Source organism: Bacillus benzoevorans (assembly GCF_014207535.1).
GTDB classification, from domain to species: domain Bacteria; phylum Bacillota; class Bacilli; order Bacillales; family Cytobacillaceae; genus Bacillus_BD; species Bacillus_BD benzoevorans.
This window is the reverse complement of the sequence record NZ_JACHGK010000003.1, coordinates 305967-326833: the sequence shown is the minus strand read 5'-3', so window position 1 is coordinate 326833 and position 20867 is coordinate 305967. Positions and strand designations below refer to the sequence as shown.

Annotated in this window: 22 protein-coding genes and 4 pseudogenes; 22 read left to right on the top strand and 4 right to left on the bottom strand. The window is 42.7% G+C overall.

Annotation, left to right across the window (positions count from 1 at the left end; genetic code table 11):
* Nucleotide 1 precedes the first annotated feature (1 nt).
* From comGC to HNR53_RS07355, 6 genes are all read left to right on the top strand, one after another.
* The gene (gene comGC, locus HNR53_RS07380; protein WP_184524370.1) at nt 2-316 is read left to right on the top strand and encodes a competence type IV pilus major pilin ComGC; all 315 of its coding nucleotides are present in this window, start codon (nt 2-4) and stop codon (nt 314-316) included.
* A gap of 11 nt (nt 317-327) precedes the next feature.
* Entirely contained in the window at nt 328-765 is a 438-nt protein-coding gene (comGD, locus tag HNR53_RS07375) for a competence type IV pilus minor pilin ComGD (protein WP_184524368.1), read from the top strand.
* Complete coding sequence (locus tag HNR53_RS07370; RefSeq protein ID WP_184524366.1) at nt 752-1072, top strand: hypothetical protein; 321 nt, start codon at nt 752-754, stop codon at nt 1070-1072. The genes comGD and HNR53_RS07370 overlap by 14 nt, the downstream gene beginning before the upstream one ends.
* The gene (gene comGF, locus HNR53_RS07365) at nt 1023-1499 is read left to right on the top strand and encodes a competence type IV pilus minor pilin ComGF (protein WP_184524364.1); all 477 of its coding nucleotides are present in this window, start codon (nt 1023-1025) and stop codon (nt 1497-1499) included. Before HNR53_RS07370 ends, comGF begins: the two co-directional genes overlap by 50 nt.
* Nucleotides 1489-1869 carry a competence type IV pilus minor pilin ComGG gene (gene comGG, locus HNR53_RS07360; protein ID WP_184524362.1) on the top strand — a complete coding sequence of 127 codons (381 nt, stop codon included), beginning with the start codon at nt 1489-1491 and terminating at the stop codon, nt 1867-1869. The genes comGF and comGG overlap by 11 nt, the downstream gene beginning before the upstream one ends.
* Nucleotides 1870-1954: 85 nt before the next feature.
* Complete coding sequence (locus HNR53_RS07355; RefSeq protein WP_184524360.1) at nt 1955-2161, top strand: YqzE family protein; 207 nt, start codon at nt 1955-1957, stop codon at nt 2159-2161.
* A 68-nt stretch (nt 2162-2229) separates the two neighbouring features.
* Here the strand turns inward: HNR53_RS07355 and HNR53_RS07350 are convergent, their stop codons facing one another.
* On the bottom strand, nt 2230-3015 hold the full coding sequence (locus tag HNR53_RS07350; protein ID WP_184524358.1) for a YqhG family protein: 786 nt from the start codon (nt 3013-3015) through the stop codon (nt 2230-2232).
* Nucleotides 2993-4672, bottom strand: a complete 1680-nt coding sequence (locus tag HNR53_RS07345) for a DEAD/DEAH box helicase (protein WP_184524356.1) — start codon at nt 4670-4672, stop codon at nt 2993-2995. Before HNR53_RS07345 ends, HNR53_RS07350 begins: the two co-directional genes overlap by 23 nt.
* Nucleotides 4673-4957: 285 nt before the next feature.
* Here HNR53_RS07345 and gcvT point away from each other — a divergent pair, with 285 nt between their 5' ends.
* The 3 genes from gcvT to gcvPB are packed head-to-tail and all read left to right on the top strand — an operon-like array spanning nt 4958 to nt 8879.
* Nucleotides 4958-6064 carry a glycine cleavage system aminomethyltransferase GcvT gene (gcvT, locus tag HNR53_RS07340; protein WP_184524354.1) on the top strand — a complete coding sequence of 369 codons (1107 nt, stop codon included), beginning with the start codon at nt 4958-4960 and terminating at the stop codon, nt 6062-6064.
* An 18-nt stretch (nt 6065-6082) separates the two neighbouring features.
* A complete protein-coding gene (gene gcvPA, locus HNR53_RS07335; protein WP_184524352.1) occupies nt 6083-7429 on the top strand; it encodes an aminomethyl-transferring glycine dehydrogenase subunit GcvPA in 1347 nt (448 codons plus the stop codon).
* Nucleotides 7422-8879: an aminomethyl-transferring glycine dehydrogenase subunit GcvPB gene (gcvPB, locus tag HNR53_RS07330; protein ID WP_184524350.1), complete on the top strand. Its 1458-nt coding sequence runs from the start codon at nt 7422-7424 to the stop codon at nt 8877-8879. The genes gcvPA and gcvPB overlap by 8 nt, the downstream gene beginning before the upstream one ends.
* A 112-nt stretch (nt 8880-8991) precedes the next feature.
* Here gcvPB and HNR53_RS07325 read toward each other — a convergent pair whose 3' ends face one another.
* Nucleotides 8992-9375: a rhodanese-like domain-containing protein gene (locus HNR53_RS07325; protein ID WP_184524348.1), complete on the bottom strand. Its 384-nt coding sequence runs from the start codon at nt 9373-9375 to the stop codon at nt 8992-8994.
* Nucleotides 9376-9616: 241 nt separating this feature from the next.
* Here HNR53_RS07325 and HNR53_RS07320 point away from each other — a divergent pair, with 241 nt between their 5' ends.
* The 6 genes and pseudogenes from HNR53_RS07320 to HNR53_RS07295 all read left to right on the top strand — a co-directional run bounded on the left by HNR53_RS07320 (nt 9617) and on the right by HNR53_RS07295 (nt 15428).
* Complete coding sequence (locus HNR53_RS07320; protein WP_184524488.1) at nt 9617-10453, top strand: lipoate--protein ligase family protein; 837 nt, start codon at nt 9617-9619, stop codon at nt 10451-10453.
* 354 nt (nt 10454-10807) lie between these two features.
* Nucleotides 10808-11623: pseudogene (locus HNR53_RS07315) on the top strand (ribonucleotide reductase N-terminal alpha domain-containing protein); the annotation flags it as partial.
* A 338-nt stretch (nt 11624-11961) separates the two neighbouring features.
* Nucleotides 11962-12582: pseudogene (locus tag HNR53_RS07310) on the top strand (vitamin B12-dependent ribonucleotide reductase); the annotation flags it as partial.
* Nucleotides 12583-12836: 254 nt separating this feature from the next.
* Nucleotides 12837-13346: pseudogene (locus HNR53_RS07305) on the top strand (vitamin B12-dependent ribonucleotide reductase); the annotation flags it as partial.
* A 348-nt stretch (nt 13347-13694) separates the two neighbouring features.
* Nucleotides 13695-14306 (top strand): annotated as a pseudogene (locus HNR53_RS07300) (vitamin B12-dependent ribonucleotide reductase); the annotation flags it as partial.
* Between the two features lie 237 nt (nt 14307-14543).
* A complete protein-coding gene (locus HNR53_RS07295) occupies nt 14544-15428 on the top strand; it encodes a patatin-like phospholipase family protein (protein ID WP_184524344.1) in 885 nt (294 codons plus the stop codon).
* Between the two features lie 32 nt (nt 15429-15460).
* On the opposite strand, the gene HNR53_RS07290 is transcribed toward HNR53_RS07295, so the two are convergent.
* Nucleotides 15461-15856: an SA1362 family protein gene (locus HNR53_RS07290; RefSeq protein ID WP_184524342.1), complete on the bottom strand. Its 396-nt coding sequence runs from the start codon at nt 15854-15856 to the stop codon at nt 15461-15463.
* Nucleotides 15857-16216: 360 nt separating this feature from the next.
* Here HNR53_RS07290 and HNR53_RS07285 point away from each other — a divergent pair, with 360 nt between their 5' ends.
* The 7 genes from HNR53_RS07285 (at nt 16217) to spoIIIAD (ending at nt 20860) form a co-directional block, all read left to right on the top strand.
* Nucleotides 16217-16762, top strand: a complete 546-nt coding sequence (locus HNR53_RS07285) for a YqhR family membrane protein (protein WP_246439385.1) — start codon at nt 16217-16219, stop codon at nt 16760-16762.
* 199 nt (nt 16763-16961) lie between these two features.
* The gene (locus HNR53_RS07280; protein ID WP_184524340.1) at nt 16962-18023 is read left to right on the top strand and encodes a M24 family metallopeptidase; all 1062 of its coding nucleotides are present in this window, start codon (nt 16962-16964) and stop codon (nt 18021-18023) included.
* A gap of 21 nt (nt 18024-18044) precedes the next feature.
* Nucleotides 18045-18602 (top strand): elongation factor P, encoded by a 558-nt coding sequence (efp, locus tag HNR53_RS07275; protein ID WP_184524337.1) that lies wholly within the window; start codon nt 18045-18047, stop codon nt 18600-18602.
* 193 nt (nt 18603-18795) lie between these two features.
* Nucleotides 18796-19719 (top strand): stage III sporulation protein AA, encoded by a 924-nt coding sequence (gene spoIIIAA / locus HNR53_RS07270; protein WP_343065292.1) that lies wholly within the window; start codon nt 18796-18798, stop codon nt 19717-19719.
* Nucleotides 19720-20235, top strand: coding sequence for a stage III sporulation protein SpoIIIAB (gene spoIIIAB, locus HNR53_RS07265; RefSeq protein ID WP_184524333.1), 516 nt, complete (start codon nt 19720-19722; stop codon nt 20233-20235).
* A gap of 14 nt (nt 20236-20249) precedes the next feature.
* Nucleotides 20250-20456, top strand: coding sequence for a stage III sporulation protein AC (gene spoIIIAC / locus HNR53_RS07260; protein WP_075982268.1), 207 nt, complete (start codon nt 20250-20252; stop codon nt 20454-20456).
* Between the two features lie 14 nt (nt 20457-20470).
* Entirely contained in the window at nt 20471-20860 is a 390-nt protein-coding gene (gene spoIIIAD / locus HNR53_RS07255) for a stage III sporulation protein AD (RefSeq protein WP_343065296.1), read from the top strand.
* The last annotated feature ends 7 nt before the right edge of the window (nt 20861-20867 follow it).

Here is a 20867-nt window from a genome sequence, read left to right as displayed (position 1 = left end):
TATGGTAAAAAATCAACAAGGTTTCACGCTGATAGAAATGATGATCGTTTTGCTCGTGATTTCGGTTTTATTAATCATTACGATACCGAATGTGACAAAAAATAATTCAACGATTAACAGCAAGGGCTGTGAAGCATTTGTCCGCATGGTCGAGGGTCAGGTGCAGGCGTATCGTATGGACAATAATGGCGCGGTACCGTCATTTGCTGAGCTTCAGGGGGCTGGTTATTTAAAGGAGGGAGAAGCAAGCTGTCCAAATGGCAAAGCCATTTCGATTGATGCCGTGAATGGTACCGTGACTGTTGCGGGGAGTTGAGGGAACATAAGATGAAAACTCAATTTGGCTTTACGCTCATTGAAATGCTGTTTGTTTTGAGTGTATTTCTTGTTATGGCATCGGTCTCGGCGGTGTGGCTTCGGCCGCAGTATCTTATGTTTGAAAAAGAGAAATTCTACACACAGCTGAAGGGTGACCTTCTCTATGCACAGCAGTATGCCATTTCCAGGCAGCAGCTGGTTGTTGTGTATATGAGACCTCAGGAAAACAAGTATTTAATTATGGAGAGTTCTGGCGGGAAGCCGATTGTCGAACGTGAGATTTCTCAGGCGATTAAACTGGGACAAGGGACATTAAAACCCATTTTTCAATTTAACAAGGATGGAAGGATTGCCCAATTTGGCACGATTAAATTTTCTGCTGGGGAACAAAATTATGTGGTCACCATTCAAATTGGAGTAGGGAGAATCAAAATTGTTAAAGAATGACGGTTTTTATATGGCTGAACTGATGTTAAGTCTTGCGGGATGGCTGCTGATTGCAGGGTTTATCGTGCCGTATATCCTGCAGGTGAAAAAACAGACGATTCAAGTTTATGAGCAGGAAGAGGCATTTCATCTTTTATATGAGTCGATTCAAACCGTTCTCATTGAACATCCTGAGAGGATAAACAACACCGTGGTAAAGGGTGGCATCCTCTATGAGGTCATGTGGCAGGAAGGGGGAAAGGAGGTGTGTGTAACCTATGAGGACGTACTGCAAAAAAAGAATCAATTATGCCGGGAAGTGCCATAACAGCGGTTTTACCTTTGTCGAGATGCTTCTTTCCTTTTCGTTGTTTTTAGTACTTGTCTCCTTTTTCCCTTTAGGGGTGAACTTGCTTTTAAGTCAGGGCGTTTTTGCTGAAGATTTGCAGGAGATGGAATGGGAGGTTTTTGTCAGCCAGGCGAAAAAAGAAATCCGCATGAGCGATGAGCTGATGATCACAGGGGACTGTCTCATGATTAGGATGAATACACATCTCATTGAATATAAAATGTGGGGCTCAAATCTGCGTCGAAGAGTGGATGGGCAAGGACATGAGTTGATTTTGCAACAGGTTAAAACAGCTGCCTTTGAACCCGTGCTGCAGGGAGTCAGGATCGATGTGTCCGATACATTTGGGCAAGGCTATTCGGTGCTGATTCGCACGCCTGTTGAGGGGAATAGCGATGGTACGTAACGAACAGGGTTTTATGTATCCATTGACGCTCTGTTTTCTTCTCCTGTTTTCCACCATCCTTCTATTAAGTATGGAGCATTTTCTGACAGTCAAAAAAATGACTAAGGAAACAGAAAATATTTTAATGATGGACACCTATATTATACGGACCGTTCAGGTATTGGAAGAAAAGCTTGCTGCTGAAGAACCTTCAGCAGCGGGCGGGACCTTTTCAATTTCAGAGGTGCAAGTGGAGTATTCTATAAAAGAAATAACAGATAGTGTATGGGATATATCTATTTTTATAAAAAAAGAGCAAGTGTCCGTGTTTCAAGCGCATGCCTATTATGACCGTGATCTGGGAAAGATTTTTAAATGGATTGAAATGTGACGGCCGCAAACAAAAAATACCAGGTTTAAAAAAGTAACTTGCGGACATACTAATCATGTTCATTGTGATATAAGGTGGTTTGAACATGAAAACAAATGATTACGTAAAATATATTACGCAGACAGTTGTTCAATATATTGACCAGCCGCGGGATGAAAGGAAAAAACTGCGGCAGGAAAAAAAAGAACAAAGAGCGGGCTTTATGTACCGCTGGTTCGGGATTGTCCCGTTTGTCTTTATGCTGCAAATGCGGGAAAGAAAGAAGCTAAAGTTTAAAAATGAAACGGAATAAAACAGGGGGCTGACTTCCGCAGGAATCCGAAGGTTTATGATCCAGCGCAAGGCAGCCCCCTTTTTCTGTTAAGATTGAAGGTAAAATAAGCCTCCGTTAATAATGGAAATGGTGATTTTCGGCTCGTATTGCTCCTGCAATGCTTTTTTCTCAATTGAATAGCTCTCTCCTTTTTCTTCGCTGTCCTGATAAAAATGTTCGAGGAGGGCTAAATCCTGTTGCCACCGTATCCTTGCCTCTTCTGCCCAAGTAGTATCTTCCTGTTCCAGTTCCCGGCGTAAATAATTTTCAATTCTTAGAACGCCGCTTTTTGGCATGATTAGAGGAGAAAGGGTAAAGGAATAGTCTGGTATTTTCGGTGTGAGTTTGCATTGCGTCAGACGGGCAAAAAAGTTTTCGACCATTTGTCCGTTAATTAATTGCAAGCCGATCGAGCGCAAGATGTCCTTTTTGCGGTCGCACTGGTACGAGATTTTTACATTCAGACCAAGCCATGGTTTTAAAGGGAGCTGCTGCTGCTCCGGGTTGGGTGTATCCTCGTATAAACGAATATATCGTGCCAGGTTTTTCGCCGATTGAAAGATTTGATGCAGCCGGGGGGAACCGAAATGAACTGTCTCCCCTTTTATATTTTCAGGAGCTTTCTCTCTATCATGAATCAAGGTGAGGGTCATTGGATTTGGCACCCCGCCTGTTTTTTCAAGATAATGCCAGTAAAAGGGACGGTTCATCAACTCTTTATCAAGGTCGACGGTTAATTGTACTGTCATATATCCCGGCTGATTTTCTTTCATTTCACAGCCGTTGGCGAGAAAATAACGCTCTAAATAATTAAGAATGTCCTGTTGCTGCATAGTCTGCGTCCCCCTTCATCTCTTGAGCAAATTGAATCATGGATGTCAGATTATCCATTTTGATTTTCATTTCTCCTTCTGAGGAGGAGTGGTTAAAAATATCAATTAAATGATCTTCAATATTGCCAAATTCCAGTTTCGTTAAAATATCATCCAGTTCCCCGATCACTTTTTCAAATAAATGGATTTTTTCGTATAAGAGCTTTAATACATGTTCTTCGACTGTGCCCCTGATCGCAAAATTGTAGATCTTGACATCCTGTTCCTGACCGAGCCGGTGGATCCGGCCAATCCGCTGTTCGAGTCTCATCGGATTCCAGGGAAGGTCGAAATTAATGATATGATGGCAGAATTGGAGATTGATTCCCTCACCCCCGGCTTCTGTCGCGATTAGGACCTGGGCGTTATTTTTAAAAAGCTCGCGCATCCAATCTTTTTTTCCGCGTTTGAAGCCGCCGCGGAAAGGGACAGAGGTGATGCCATTCTGTTTTAAAAACCATTGTAAATATAATTGTGTGGCGCGGTATTCCGTAAAGATAATCACTTTATCGTTTATCTGCTTGATCAGTTCAAGCGCCTTTTCCGCTTTGGCATTAGAGGTTACTTTTTCGACCAGATGGATTAACTGCTGCACCTGCCCGGTGAAAGCAGGTGATGGCTCTTCATATTTACTGAGCATATTTTTTAAGGTGTAGAATACCGCTTCTCTGCTGCTGCAGGCTTCCCGCTCGAGCGTCATCACAGAAAACATTCTGCTGTTGTCTGCGCCGCGCAGCGAGCTGACCGCGTCATACAGCTCTTTCTCTTCGGCAGAAAAATCAATCGCAATCGTATCAACAATCCGTTTTGTCCATTCAATTCCAGTGTCAGTGCGGCGGTTGCGGATCATCACTTTATTGACGAGTTCCTTCAAGTGCTCATCATCGTCAACCGAGCGGGAATCCTTGTTGTATTGATTATAAAAGTCGCTTTCGCTGCCAAGATGCCCTGGTTTTAATAAGGAAACTAGATTAAAGATTTCGCTGATCCGATTTTGTATTGGTGTAGCTGTCAGAAGCAGGCAAAATTTCTTTTTTAGGTTTTGCACAAATTCATAGTTTTTCGTTTTATTATTTTTTAATTTATGAGCCTCGTCAATGATCACTAAATCATAGTCCAGGCTGTAGATGATGTCGCGGTGCGGACTCCGTTTCGCCGTGTCGATCGAAGAAATGACGACATCGCACTGCTCCCAAACATAGCTCTTTCTCTGTGCCACAGCGGGAATGTAGAATTTGCTGTTTAATTCGGAAGCCCACTGCGTGACAAGGGAGGCTGGGACCAGGATTAATACTTTTTTCACAAGGCCGCGAATCATGTATTCTTTTAAAATTAAACCCGCTTCAATCGTTTTTCCAAGCCCTACTTCATCCGCTAAAATAGCCTTGCCATTCATATTTTCCACGACTTGCTTCGCTACCTCCAGCTGATGCGGCAGCGGGGTAAGCTGGGATAAATATTTAGGTGCCAAGAGCCCTTCAAATTCCGGAATGACGACATGGTGCTCCACTTCCATGGCCAGCTTGAATAATTCCCAATTTCCCCATGGACCGTCCGCCTCGATCCGAGAGGCGAAATCCTCCTGCCATGAAGGATCAAATTCAATCTGCATCGTCATACGAATCCCTCCAATAATGGTATTACTCGATATGGAATAAAATGGTAGGATAGCCTTCGAAAACGTTTAGAAAATGAACACAAAATAAATAATTTTTCATAAGAGTAGTATAACCATAATAAAAAATTATATGAATGTGAATGACAGCAAGGGGAGAGAATACATTTGTAGCTCCGAATGGGGCGAGTATGCTGATTTTGTGGTCTTTAAATCCGTTATAAAAAACAAATGTATGATAAAGGAATGCCCGGTATTGAAGCCCTATGATGAAGGAGGAATTTTTGTATGTCAGAGCTTAAGCACACCCCGCTTTTTGAAGTTTATAAGGATTATGGTGCAAAAACGGTCGATTTTGGAGGCTGGGAGCTTCCTGTACAATTTTCCGGTATTAAAGAAGAACATGAAGCGGTCCGTACGAAGGCAGGACTATTCGATGTCTCCCATATGGGAGAAGTAACGGTTAAAGGACCAGGGAGTCTTCAATTTTTGCAAAAAATGTGTACCAACGATATTAGTAAAATCAAAGACGGCGGCGCCCAATATAATGCGATGTGCTATGAAAACGGCGGAACAGTGGATGATTTGCTCGTCTACAAAATAAAAGATGATGATTATTTACTTGTTGTCAATGCTTCAAACACGGAAAAAGATTACGAGTGGCTGAAGAAGAATCAAGAGGGTGATGTGGAGCTGGAAAATATTTCAGAGAACGTGTCTCAGCTTGCACTACAGGGACCGCTGGCGGAATCCATTCTTGCCAAACTGATATCATCAGGCACTTCCTTGGGTGAAATCGGTCCATTTAAGTTTCAGCAAGAGGTGGTCATTAATGGGAAAAAAGTGCTTCTCTCCCGTACGGGCTATACTGGGGAGGATGGCTTTGAGATTTATTGTGACGCAAAAGACGCTGTAGCGCTTTGGCGTGAAATCCTCGAAGCTGGACGCGATGAAGGCGTTCTGCCGATTGGTTTAGGGGCACGGGACACGCTTCGTTTTGAGGCAGTGCTGGCATTGTACGGTCAAGAGCTGTCGGCGGATATTTCGCCATTGGAAGCGGGAATCGGCTTTGCTGTTAAGCTGAAGAAAGAGGCTGATTTTATCGGAAAAAAAGCACTCCAGGAGCAAAAGGAAAAGGGTGTGCCGCGTAAGCTTGTCGGTATTGAGATGATTGATCGGGGCATTCCGCGCCATGGCTATCCTGTATATGCCGGCGAGGAACGGATTGGTGAAGTCACGACGGGAACACAGTCGCCGACATTGAATAAGAATATTGGCCTTGCCCTAATCAAGACCGAGCATGGTAATCCGGGAAATGAACTATTCGTTGAAATCCGTGGAAAACGATTAAAAGCAAAAGTAATCGAAACACCTTTTTATAAAAGGGCGAAATAGGACGAGGGGGAGAAAAGAATGAATCACCGCTACTTACCGATGACAGAAGAGGATAAAAAGGCTATGCTTTCGGCTATTGGCGTTTCATCTGTCGCTGAATTGTTCAGCGATATTCCAGAGCAGGTTCAATTTAAAGGCGAATACAACATCAAAAAGGTAAAATCTGAACCGGCTTTGCTAAAGGAATTATCACAAATGGCTGCGAAAAACGCTGATTTGCGCAGCAATACTTGTTTCTTGGGAGCGGGTGTATATGACCACTATATCCCGGTTATTGTCGATCACGTGATTTCACGGCAAGAATTTTACACTGCCTATACACCATATCAGCCGGAAATTTCCCAAGGGGAACTGCAGGCGATTTTCGAATATCAAACAATGATCTGTGAATTAACGGGGATGGATGTCGCGAACTCCTCGATGTATGACGGAGGCACGGCACTGGCGGAGGCAGCCATGCTGTCTTGCGGGCAGACCAAGCGCAAAAAAGTACTGGTTTCAAGCAGCGTTCATCCGGAATCAAAGGAAGTGCTGCGCACTTATGCAAAGGGTCAGCGAATCGAAGTCGTGGAAATTCCGCATAAAAACGGGCTCACGGATGTGGAAGCATTAAAGGGGCTGCTTGACGAGAATATAGCGGCCGTACTCGTGCAGTATCCGAACTTTTTTGGTGCAGTTGAGCCTTTAAAAGAGTTGGAGGAGGTGATTCACGGCGCGAAGGCTCTGATGGTTGTCTCAAGTAATCCGCTTGCTTTAGGAATTCTAACACCTCCCGGTAAATTTGGTGCGGATATTGTGGTCGGCGATGCGCAGCCTTTTGGTATTCCGACTGCATTTGGCGGTCCGCACTGCGGTTATTTCGCTGTTACATCTAAGCTTATGCGGAAAGTTCCGGGACGTCTTGTTGGACAGACTTCTGATGAAAAAGGACAAAGAGGCTTTGTTTTAACGCTGCAGGCACGTGAGCAGCATATCCGCCGTGAAAAAGCGACTTCTAATATCTGTTCGAACCAGGCATTAAATGCCTTGGCGGCATCAGTCTCGATGACAGCACTTGGGAAAAAAGGCGTCAGGGAAATGGCAGCGGCTAATATCAAAAAGACCGAGTATGCGAAACAGGCATTAAAGCAAAAGGGAATTCAGGTGGTTTTCGAAGGGCCGACATTCAATGAATTTGTCGTGAAATTAAATAAATCAATAAAAGAAATTAATCAGGATCTATTAAAGAAGCAGATCATTGGCGGCTATGATTTAGGCCGTAATTATCCGGAACTGGCGAACCATATGCTGATCGCTGTAACAGAATTACGAACAAAAGAAGAAATAGATAATTTTGTGACAGAATTGGGGGATAACCATGCATAAAGAAAATCAACCATTAATTTTTGAAGTGAGTACGCCGGGACGCGTCGGTTACAGTCTGCCGGAATTTGATGTGCCTGAAGTGGATATAGCTGGATTGCTGCCGCAAGGTTATATCCGTGAAGAGGAAGCTGAGCTGCCGGAAGTGTCAGAGCTGGATATTATGCGTCATTATACCGCTTTGTCGCGCAGAAACCATGGGCTTGATTCCGGTTTCTATCCGTTAGGTTCATGTACGATGAAATATAATCCGAAAATTAATGAGGCGGTGGCCCGCTTCAATGGCTTTGCCCATCTTCATCCCCTGCAGGATGAATCATCTGTCCAAGGTGCACTTGAATTAATATATGATCTGCAGGAACATTTAACGGAAATTACCGGCATGGATGCCGTTACCTTACAGCCTGCTGCCGGTGCTCATGGGGAATGGACGGGGCTGATGCTGATTCGCGCCTATCATGAGGCAAATGGCGATAGCGGCCGGACAAAGGTCATAGTCCCGGATTCGGCACATGGTACGAATCCTGCGTCATCTGTTGTAGCTGGTTTTGAAGCGGTGACCGTTAAATCAAACGAGAAAGGGTTAGTGGATCTGGAGGATTTACGGAAAGTCGTGGGTCCTGATACAGCAGCACTGATGCTGACAAATCCAAATACCCTTGGTCTGTTTGAAGAGAGTATTCTTGAAATAACAGAGATCATTCATGATGCAGGCGGTAAGGTGTACTATGACGGTGCTAATTTAAATGCTGTTCTGTCAAAAGCACGTCCTGGAGATATGGGATTTGATGTTGTTCATTTAAATCTCCATAAAACGTTCACCGGTCCGCATGGAGGCGGGGGTCCCGGTTCAGGTCCAGTCGGGGTGAAGGCTGATCTCATTCCATTTTTGCCTAAACCGGTTGTGGCGAAGTCAGGTGACCAATATGTGCTGGATTATGATCGTCCGCAGTCGATTGGCCGTGTGAAGCCTTATTACGGAAACTTTGGTATTAATGTGCGTGCCTATACGTATATTCGCTCCTTGGGTCCTGACGGCTTAAAAGCGGTAACGGAATATGCCGTACTAAATGCCAATTATATGATGAGAAGATTGGAACCGTACTTTGATCTTCCATTTACTAAGCACTGCAAGCATGAATTTGTTTTAAGCGGAAAGCGCCAGAAAAAGCTGGGGGTTCGTACGCTTGATATGGCGAAACGCCTGCTTGATTTCGGTTATCATCCGCCGACGATCTATTTCCCGCTTAATGTGGAGGAGTGTATCATGATTGAGCCGACGGAAACAGAGTCAAAGGAAACGCTTGACGGCTTCATAGAGACCATGATTCAAATTGCGAAGGAAGCGGAGCAAAATCCGGAAATCGTTCAAGAAGCTCCGCATTCAACCGTGATCGGTCGTCTCGATGAAACAAAGGCTGCCCGGACACCGGTACTGCGCTATCAAAAATAAACTTTATTAGTTAAACATAAACAGGCTGTCCTATTGCAAAGATGCCAGACTCCGCCGCTTAAAGTGTAAATGCGAGGGCGTCTGACACCTATGGGGGCAGCCTATTATACTGCTAATTTTTCGTTTTAATTTTACCAGTCCAGCCTTTAAAGCCGCCTTTTAAGTGAGAAAGGTCTTTATAGCCTTTTCGGTGCAGTAATTGAGCTGCACGTCCGCTTCTCATCCCGCTTTGGCAGTATAAATAAACGGGCTTGTCCGGGCGAATTTCCTGAAGACGCGCTTTCATTTGTGATAATGGTATATTTCTTGCTCCTAAAATATGTCCATTTTCAAATTCATTCGGTTCGCGAACGTCAATCAGCTGTGCTTTGCGGTAACCGGAAATGAATTCTCCTTCCGTTAAGGTTTTCACAATTCTCTTCTGATACAGCCATGTGATGAGTGAATAGATGAGGAATGCTGCACTCAAAATGAGAAGGAAATAAAGAGTCTGCAAAATAATTTCTCCTTTCGCGCTTAGATAAGCCAAATAATATTATATAAGTTATATCTCCTTGTAGTAAAGGGAATAAGAAAAAAACTTTAGGAAGAAACTTACTTTGTTTTTTAATCCATTTTTGTTAGACTAGAGTTTGTGTGAAAACAGATAAAGGCAAAGCTCTACCCGAGTGGTGAATGGGTATTTTGCCGCAATTCAAAGAGGATTTTCAATAATAACTACAAGAACGAGGGCGATGATGTTGAAAGAGACATGGCGATTCATTGACTCAGGAAATAGTTCTGCTGCGTTTAATATGGCATTGGATGAGGCATTGCTGAACTGGCAGAGCGAGGGAAAAATTCCGCCCGTTATTCGATTTTATGGCTGGAACCCGGCCACACTGTCGATTGGTTATTTCCAAAAGGTGGAAAAGGAAATCGATTTGGAAGCTGTAAAGAAACAGGGACTGGGGTTTGTCCGCCGTCCAACCGGGGGCAGGGGTGTTCTCCATGAACATGAGCTTACCTACAGCGTCATTGTATCAGAGTCCCATCCGAAGATGCCGAAAACCGTGACAGAAGCTTACCGAGTCATTTCTGAGGGGATCTTAAAAGGATTTCATCAACTGGGTTTAGAGGCATATTTTGCCGTACCTAAATCGGCAGAGGAACGACAAGCTTTAAAAAGCCCGCATTCAGCTGTCTGCTTCGATGCTCCAAGCTGGTATGAGCTGGTGGTCGAAGGACGAAAAGTTGCCGGAAGTGCCCAGACGAGACAAAAGGGTGTCATTCTGCAGCACGGTTCTATTTTACTTGATTTGGATGAAGACAAGCTTTTCAGTCTGTTTAAATATCCAAATGAGAGGGTAAAAGAACGGATGCAGAAAGCTTTTAAAAATAAAGCCGTGGCCATTAATGATATCAGTCCGAAACAGATTACGCTTGAAGAGGCAAAAACGGCTTTTCACAAAGGCTTTGAAGAAGGTCTGGATATTCAGTTAGAGCCATACGAATTAACAGCAGGAGAATTGGAGTATGTCCATACTATCGCGAAAGAACGTTATGAAAGTGATGAATGGAATTTTATGAAATAAGCGGACTTTGCATTATTTGCATAGTCCTTTTATATGAAATTTATGGCTTTATCTGCACTCCTTTCTAGCAAAAAGTGCAAGTCGTAAATAAAGGCGAATTTTAGCAATTATGGGTGATAATCCGTTTTTATCTCTATTATTCTCTCTTTTTTAGTTTATTTTAAGTTTGACAAATAGAGAAATACTTGACCCGATTTCAATATATTGTGTCATTATAAATATTTATAGCACTATATATTGATTTTATTAGGTGGGTGTGATAACTTTAAATTACTGAAATTGAAATAGCCAAAAAAGTTATCTATTAAATCGAACATAGAGCTTACATGGAGACTATTTGAAGGAGTTGTATATATGTCGGTTGTGTTAGGACAAAAATTAAATATGGATTTACAGCGATTAAATAAGGATATAGAACTTTTCCCGCAGGTTTTCCCTGTTACTTCAGATATGAAAATCACTCACAAAGGGGTCTCCCGCCTTGTTATGCTGGACCGTTATACCTTTAAGGATACGGAAAAAACAACGCTGGCAAGCGGAGACTTCGTTGTATTGACGATTAAAGAGGATCCAAAATTTCCAGCCCGCGGTCTCGGGTTCATCTTAGAGATTAACTGGGAAAAGAAATTTGCTAAAGTATTGGTGGAAGAAGAATTCCGCGCGTCATTAGACGATCCGGAGGAAAGAAAGACAGGCGTGATTAAACGTCCGCTGGATGTGATTGAAAAACCGCTGGAAATCTACTATGAGCAAATTGCGAAACGGAATGCATGGGGGCTTGCTTCGGTAGAAGAAACGGAAGAAAAACGCCAGGAATGGTTCGAGAAGTTCTATCAGGAGCTTGTGAATTTGAACTTTATTCCGGCGGGACGCGTGCTTTACGGAGCAGGTGCTGATACAGATGTGACCTATTTTAATTGCTATGTCATGCCATATGTACAGGATTCCCGAGAAGGAATTTCCGAACACCGCAAGCAGGTGATGGAAATCATGAGCCGCGGCGGCGGTGTCGGAACAAACGGTTCAACACTTCGTCCGCGCAACACGCTGGCAAAAGGAGTAAACGGCAAATCATCCGGTTCTGTATCATGGCTCGATGATATTGCGAAATTGACTCACTTAGTTGAGCAGGGCGGCTCGCGCAGGGGCGCTCAGATGATTATGTTAGCGGATTGAGAAAGTGAAGATATAGATGCACTAGTCCGCGTCGTTCAGAGAATGAACGACTAGAAAATTGGGTGAATTGCAGGGAAATCCTTAGAGACTTACAAGCTACAACGTGACTGGAAACGGTGAGCGTGAATGCTGAAAATTGTAAGTATTGGACAATCTGCAGCCAAGCGTCATTGGGCAAAGGTAATGGCGAAGGTTCAACGACTAGAGAGTGAGTCCCAACAATAAACTCTCACAAGCGCCCGGCCCCTAACAGATAATGCTGAGGGTGATGATATAGTCTAGGCCGTCTGCTGAAAAGCAGAACAAATATCCTGAAAGGGACGGTATGTACGTGGCATCCAGATATTATTGAATTTATCATTGCCAAAATGCAAAATCCGCGTATTTTACGCTTCTTGATTGATAATACAGAGGATGAAAAAATTAAAAAGCTGGCAAAAGACAAGCTGAAATTTACTCCATTAACGGAGCAGGAAAAAGCGATGTATCAAGGAATTGTGAATTACAAAAATATTCCTGGGTACGGCGGCTTCAGTGAAGATATTATCGCACATGCTGAAGAAACATTGGAAACAGGAGGAACATTCTCTGTTCATAACTCTGAATTTTTAACAGGAGCCAACATTTCTGTCTGCTTAACGAAGGAATTCATGGAAGCTGTTGAAAATGATGCGGTTTATGAGCTTCGTTTCCCAGATGTTGAAGGTTACAGTGGCGAAGAAATGAAACTTTATAATGAAGAATGGCATAAAGTAGGGGACGTACGCGAGTGGGAACAACTTGGACATAAAGTCCGCACTTATAAAAAGATCCGTGCCAAAGAGCTTTGGAACTTAATTAATATCTGCGCGACGTACTCTGCAGAGCCGGGAATCTTCTTCATAGACAATGCCAACGACATGACAAATGCGAAAGCTTACGGTCAAAAAGTTGTAGCAACGAATCCGTGTGGTAGAGCAGCTTGATTTGCCTCACGTTAAAAACTGCGGAATAAAGCGGGAAGGCTGAAAACTGCTAATCCGAACCGAAGGCTGGAGGTAATACTTCAGTCAGGGGCAACGCATAGATCGTGAACCTGTTAATAACAGAATATAATCGATCCACGAGGCCGCAGCACTAAAGTCTATTAGTGAAAAGATATGCTGACCTTACACGAATAACAAGTGTAAGAATCAAGGAATAAAAAGTCCTTGAGATAACAAAAGTGGAACAACCTCTCGCACCATTTAGTGTGTGTAACCTAGCAGCCGTTAACTTAGCTGAAATGGCTGATAAAGAAACCAAAACAGTTAACTTTGAAAAACTAAAAAGAACAGTCGAAGTTGGCGTTCGCATGCAGGATAATGTTATTAACGCAACTCCATACTTCCTTGAAGAGAATAAAAAGCAGGCTCTTGGTGAGCGACGTGTAGGTCTTGGGGTAATGGGATTACATGACCTGCTAATCTATTGCGAAACAGAATACGGTTCTGAAGAAGGAAATAAACTCGTTGATAAAGTATTTGAAATCATGGCAACAACCGCTTACCGTACATCTGTAGAACTGGCAAAAGAAAAAGGAAGCTTCCCATTCTTAACCGCTGAAAAGGATGAGGACACAAATCGTCTTCGCCAAGCCTTTATTGATACAGGCTACATGAAGAAAATGCCGGAAGATATCAGGGAATCGATTCTTGAACATGGTATTCGTAATTCCCACTTATTAACTGTTGCACCTAAATAATTTGGGCTTTTATGTGGCGACACATAATCGAAACCTCTTTAATTGCTGGGACACCCTAAAGCCGTTTCAACCACAACGTAATTGGTAACAATAAGCGTGAGGGTATAAAAATGAAACGGATGTAACAATGGGCAATCAGCAGGCAAGTTACCTTATCTCTTACAAAAAATGATAAGGTAAAAGCTTCAACGACTAGAGCGGCAGCTCGTACCTCGTAAGTGATGGACGAGGGAAATAGGAGGGCACTCTTCCTTGAGTGTTTGATATAGTCTATCCTTGTGTAAAAGCACAAGCAGCTCATATGGGCGGTATAAAGAGTAGCGTCTTTATGCGAATAAAGAGACGGGATCAACCGGGACAATGGTTGGAGTATCAACTGGACTTGAACCATACTTCTCCTTCTCTTACTTCAGAAGCGGAAGATTAGGTAAATTTATTGAAGTAAAAGCAGATATTGTCCAAGAATATTTAGATGGACATCCAGAAGCAGATTCGGAAAATCTTCCTCACTGGTTTATTACAGCGATGGAACTCGAACCGGAAGCACATGCGGATACACAATGTGTGATCCAGCGCTGGATTGATAGTTCAATCAGCAAGACGGTGAATGCACCGAAAGGCTACAGCGTTGAACAGGTTGAAAAGGTATATCAACGCTTATACCATGGCGGCGCAAAAGGCGGAACAGTTTATGTTGACGGTTCACGCGATTCACAAGTGTTGACGCTGAAAGCAGAAGAAAACAGCGTTGATGATAAGCCGCTGAAAAAACGCAAGAAACCTGAATCACATGTGGTTTTAATCGACACAATCAATGATCTTCGCTCCACATCTGTAACGATTGGATCTGAGGTCGGCGACACATGCCCTGTTTGCCGCAAAGGAACAGTCGAAGAAATCGGCGGCTGTAACACTTGTACAAACTGTAATGCACAATTAAAATGCGGGTTGTAATCTATATTTAAGAATATGAACGGTCTAAGGGAATCGGCGGGAATGCTGATTCCCTTTTTAGGTCTAGAATAGAGAAAAATGTCTTTCATAAAGGGTACCGCGTCAATCATCCAGAACCGAGCGACTAAACAATCAAAATATCCCCAGTCCCCCATCTTTTTTCATTGTCCAATGTACTATTTTATGCCCCGCCCGATTAAATATGTAGTATAGAACACTTCATTAGGGGTGGCTGCTATGTATATTGACGGTGTTTTTTCTGGAGGGGGCATCAAAGGGATTGCCCTCGTTGGGGCCTATGAGGAGATCGAAAAAAGGGGCTTTCAATTTGTCCGTGTCGCAGGAGCAAGTGCAGGAGCAATTATTGCCGGTTTAATTGCTGCGGGATATACAAGTGATGAAATCGATCGACTGTTAAGTGATCTTAAATTAGAGATGCTGTTAGATGAAAGAAGATCAATACTGCCGCTGGCTGTTACAAAATGGCTTTATTTATACTGGAGGCTTGGTCTCTATAAAGGAAACGAACTAGAGAAATGGCTCACAAACGTGTTGGCGCAAAAAGGGTTGGTTACTTTTGCCGATCTACCGCCGCAGTCATTAAGGGTAATTGCTTCCGACCTAACAAATGGCCGGCTTTTGGTGCTGCCGGATGACCTAAATTCTTATGGAATTGAGCCGAACACATTCCCCATCGCCAAAGCGATTCGAATGAGCTGCAGTCTCCCATTTTTTTTCGAGCCTGTCCGGCTGAAATCTCAGCACGAAACGAGTATTATTGTAGATGGCGGGGTATTGAGCAATTTTCCGATGTGGCTGTTTGATCGGGAGAACGTGAATAAGGTTAGACCTGTTTTAGGAATTAAGCTAAGTAGTCAGCAGCAGGATCATCCCAAAAATGAGATCAGTAATGCGCTCCAATTATTTGGGGCGTTGTTTGAAACGATGAAGGATGCACATGACTCGCGTTATATATCCCGAAAACATGAAAAGGATATTATTTTTATTCCGCTGCAGGAAGGATTAACAACCGAGTTTTCGATATCTGAGGAGAAGAAATTGAAGCTGAAAAATTATGGGAGAGAATGTGCCCGGAAATTTTTATCGTCTTGGGCGTATTAAATCACCAAAATAGACAGAAAAAAAGCCGGGTCTCAAAATGAGGCACGGTTTTTCTTTTTCCCTTTTCTTCCTTCAATAACGGTTAAGTTTGGATTCGAATCGGTTTTTTTGCGGATTTTCATTTTTTTGAAGGAAGTAATAGAACTTTGCTTTTGCGTAGGCTTTAATTTCATTTTCGTTGCAGGTCGACTGACTTTGCCTTTTTTTGTTGTTCTCTTTGCGGCTTTTACGAATGCTCGTTGCTCACGTCTTTCTGGACTTGGTTTGTAAAAAAGTTTCACGAGCAGCAAAATGACAGCAACGGTCACTATCATAAACCCGAGTCCTTTTAAAACGGCAAGGGGATTCGTTATTAAATTTGAAAATGCACCAACGACCGCAAAGATAATTAATCCTGCAACAACGTAAGTATAGATCCTATTTTTCATGAAAGCCACCTCCCTATGAGCATGATGAGCATTTTCTGTCGCTTTTAAACTTGTTTTATCTGAAATATTTATTTATATAACTAATTTTAACATGTTTTTTCCTTTAATATGAGTATTTTTAAAAAAATCAGAATAGAAAGATGATTGAAAAGGTTTGGTGAAATTTTTAATGGAATATTTTATCAGAATTATCTTTATTAATCTACCTATATTATATATATTCTAGCTGAAATAAAAAAAACCTTTAATTTCTTATTTGTTTTTCAATTATATTTGCTTATATGATATGAAAATGAACCATCATTTGTTCATTGTGCTGTTATTCTATGCAAGGAATAAACCAAGGAGGACATACTAGTAATGGAGGTGTTAGAAATGGCAGAAGAAAAAAAAGACACAAGAGAAAAAAGTGAATTAAAAGAAAAACCCATGTCCTTTATGACGTTGGTCATATTAACCGGTTTGGTCGGAGGGATTCTATTCAGTGGACTTGCTTATTTGGCGTATGTCATTAATTTAACCAATATTCCCCCTAGAGTGATTTTAGAACCGTGGGCATTGGGGGGATGGAAAAAAGGATGGCTGGGAACGGTTATTTCCATTATATTCTTTGGTGGAGTCTCCATTCTGGCATCGCTCATTTATTACGCCCTGCTGAGAAGATTCAAAAGCATGTGGGTCGGCATTGCCTATGGTCTTGGTTTATTTTTACTTGTCTTTCTTGTGCTGCACCCGCTTTTTCCAGGAATCAAGCCATTTAACCAGATTGATTTCAATACAATTATAACTTCCGCTTGCTTCTATGCTTTATATGGTCTATTTGTTGGCTATACAATCAGCTATGAGCAATATTCAGGACAGCGGGAGGAGGAACGCGGCGGCCGTGAGGAAGTACCCTCCACTTAAATTAACTGTAGCGGCATGAGTTGTGTTAAAATATTCCATAGTAATAAGCATTGAAATGGAAAAAATCCGCAAATGCTGGTTGCCGCTCTTTTTTAAGAAAAGCGATAGATGATTCCGGCTGGAAGTAGTCTTAACCCGCCGAAATTCCGACCGGCAATGATTAACATGCATCAGCGGATTGATTAAAGGAGAGGGTCATTTGGAAAAAATCGAAAAACTCCGCGCGGCGATAGAAGTACAGGGGCTGGACGCATTGTTAATCACCAGTCCTTATAACAGACGTTATGTTTCTAACTTCACCGGTACAGCCGGTGTTGTTTTGATCACGAGGAGCAAGGCTTATTTTATTACTGATTTCCGCTATGTGGAGCAAGCGTCTAAGCAATGTACCGGGTATGAAATCATTCAGCAGCAAAGGACCATTCCTGATGAAATAGCGGGGCTTGCGCAGGAACAAGGAATAAAAAGACTTGGATTTGAGCCGGACCATATGACATATTCCACTTATCAAGAATATACGAGTGCTGTTTCAGTAGAATTCGTACCAGTATCCGGGGTGATTGAAAAGTTACGCTTGATTAAGACCGCTGCAGAGATTAAGATATTAAAGGAAGCAGCGGAAATTGCTGATGCTGCATTTACCCATATTTTACAATTCATTCAATCAGGAATAAGCGAACTTGAAGTTTCGAATGAATTAGAGTTCTTTATGCGAAAGGCTGGAGCAACAGCATCATCTTTTGATACGATTGTCGCTTCGGGCGTTCGTTCTGCCCTCCCGCATGGTGTCGCAACGGCTAAATTGATTGAAAAAGGCGATATCGTAACGATGGATTTTGGCGCCCTATATCAAGGTTATGTGTCCGATATCACCCGAACCATTGCTGTAGGGGAGCCGGATGAAAAGTTAAAGGAAATATACTATATTGTCCTTGAGGCTCAGCTTCGCGGTGCGACAGGCTACAAACCGGGGCTTAGCGGGAAAGAAGCAGATGCTTTAACAAGGGATTATATTACGGAAAAAGGGTATGGTGACTATTATGGTCATTCTGCAGGCCATGGAATTGGTCTTGAAGTCCATGAAGGTCCAGCCGTTTCTTTCCGATCGGATACGATTCTTGAACCGGGTATGGTCGTAACTTGCGAACCTGGTATCTATATACCAGGACTTGGCGGTGTCCGGATCGAAGACGATGTTTTAATCACAAGTGATGGCAATGAACTGTTGACCCATTCTGCCAAAGAACTCATTATATTGTGATAAGTTTAGGAGGATTTTTTTATGATTTCTGTTAATGATTTTCGTACAGGCTTAACGATTGAGGTGGACAATGGAATCTGGCGCGTAATGGATTTCCAGCATGTTAAACCAGGTAAAGGTGCCGCCTTTGTACGTTCGAAACTTCGTAATTTACGGACTGGCGGTGTACAGGAAAAAACTTTCCGTGCCGGTGAAAAAGTAGCGAAAGCACAAATTGACAACCGCAGAATGCAATACTTATATGCAAGCGGCGACCAGCACGTATTCATGGACAATGAATCCTATGAACAAATTGAACTTCCAGCAAGCTCCATTGAGTATGAATTAAAGTTCTTGAAGGAAAACATGGAAGTACAAATCGTTTTGTACCACGGTGAAACACTTGGCGTTGAACTGCCAAATACAGTTGAATTAGAAGTAACAGAAACAGAACCAGGAATTAAAGGTGACACAGCTACTGGCGGATCTAAACCGGCCACAGTTGAAACCGGTCTGGTAGTTCAAGTTCCTTTCTTTGTAAACCAAGGTGATCGCCTAATTATTAACACAACTGACGGAAGTTATGTTTCCCGCGCATAATCAATCATTATGAAAGCAATGGCTCAGGCTGTTGCTTTTTTTATTTCTTCAAATCTTCCTCACATATACTGCCTTCCTTTTTTTGCACTGCCCGCCATCATTTATAACTGTATACAGGTAGATTAAGGTCATAATGTGGTCAAGCAGGCCATACATTTAAATGAGCGCTACAAGAATAAAGGGAGGAATAATAGTGCAGACCGTTTTATCTTTTTTGCCTAAAAACATCAGTAATCAAATTAGTCAAATCCCTCCTGTCGAAATAAACGAAATAGAAGAAATACGTGTTCGGATTTCACGGCCGCTTGAAATTTCCGTCAAAGGGACCGTGAAGTATTTTCCGTATATCGTCGGGTCAGAAGATGCGGTTCATTTGCTAAATAAAATCGGTCATTTTTCGATTTATGCCCTGGAAGAAGAATTGAAGCGGGGTTACATTACGATTGAAGGGGGACACCGTGTCGGGCTTGCGGGGAAGGTCATTCTTGAAGACGGCAAGGTAAAGGCGATAAGGGATGTGTCCTCCTTTAATATTCGCATTGCAAGAGAGAAGATCGGCATCGCCGATTCGATTATCACGGACCTCTATGACAAACGATGGTTCCATACGATGATCATCGGACCGCCGCAAACTGGAAAAACCACGCTGCTGCGGGATATTGCCCGTATCATTTCCAGTGGCGACAAGAAGGGGCGATTTCCTGCGGCAAAGGTAGGGATTATCGACGAACGGTCTGAAATCGCCGGCTGTGTTTCAGGCATTCCGCAAATGTCCTTTGGTCCGAGGATTGACGTCATGGATGCCTGCCCCAAAGCAGAAGGTATGATGATGATGATTCGTTCGATGAGTCCAGAGGTGCTCATTGTCGATGAAATCGGAAGAAAAGAAGACAGTGAAGCGATTTTAGAGGCCGTTAATGCGGGCATTAAACTGATGATGACGACACACGGGGAATCATTGAAGGAAGTCCGAAACCGGCCTTCGTTAAGAAGGATCCTCGATGAACGCATCTTTCAGCGTTTTATCATCCTAAGCAGGCAGGATGGACCCGGGACGGTAACCAGAATCGAAGATGGTCACGGCAGGGAATTGAAAACTAGAGCGAGTGTGAAATAAATGGTGAAAATCATAGGTGCGGTGTTGATCATGATGGCGACAACGTGGGCAGGTTTTGAAACGGCACGCCAGCTTAGTGAAAGACCTCGCCAGCTGCGTGCATTACGATCAGCACTCCAATCTTTAGAAGTCGAAATCATGTACGGACATACGCCGCTCCATGAGGCATCACGCAGAATCGCGGCACAGATTACGAACCCATTGGCTTTATTTTTCGAAAGATTCGCACAGAAACTAGTAGAAACGGAGACAACGGTCAAGGAGGCATGGGAGGAAGTTCTCGATGAAGTGTGGGGCTTGACTGCATTAAAAAATAGTGAACTTGAAATCATGAAACAATTCGGGGAAACCCTTGGACGGCATGACCGCCTGTCCCAGCAAAAGCAAATCCATCTAGCCTCTACCCATCTGGAGAGAGAAGAAAACGAAGCACGGGATATTCAAGCAAGATACGAGAAAATGGTGAAAAGTGTGGGGTTTTTAGCGGGGATGCTGTTGATCATTTTATTGCTGTAGAGGAGGATTAGAAGATGGGGCTAGAAGTTGATATTATTTTTAAAATTGCCGGCGTAGGGATTGTGGTGGCGTTTTTACATACGATTCTCGACCAGGTCGGTAAAAAGGAATATGCCCAATGGGTGACCCTGTTTGGATTTATTTATATCTTATTTATGGTTGCAACGATTGTAGATGATCTATTTCAAAAAATTAAATCTGTCTTTTTATTTCAAGGATAGCGGGGTGATTTGCGATTGAGATCTTTCAAATTATTGGAATCGCCTTAATTGCCACTTTCCTTGCTTTAATTTTAAAAGAACAAAAACCGAATTTTGCTTTTTTATTAATCGTATTCACTGGTTGTGCTATCTTTCTGTTTTTAGTCGATCAAATTTACGCGATTATCTCGATGATTGAAAAAATGGCGATTAATGCAAAAGTTAATTTAATTTATGTGGAGACCATCTTAAAGATTATTGGGATTGCCTATATCGCTGAATTTGCCGCACAAATTTCAAAGGATGCTGGCCAAGGGTCGATTGCTTCCAAAATTGAAATGGGCGGAAAAATATTAATCCTGGCGATGGCTATCCCGATTTTAACGGTATTAATTGAAACAATCATCAGGCTAATCCCGAGTTGAGGTGAAA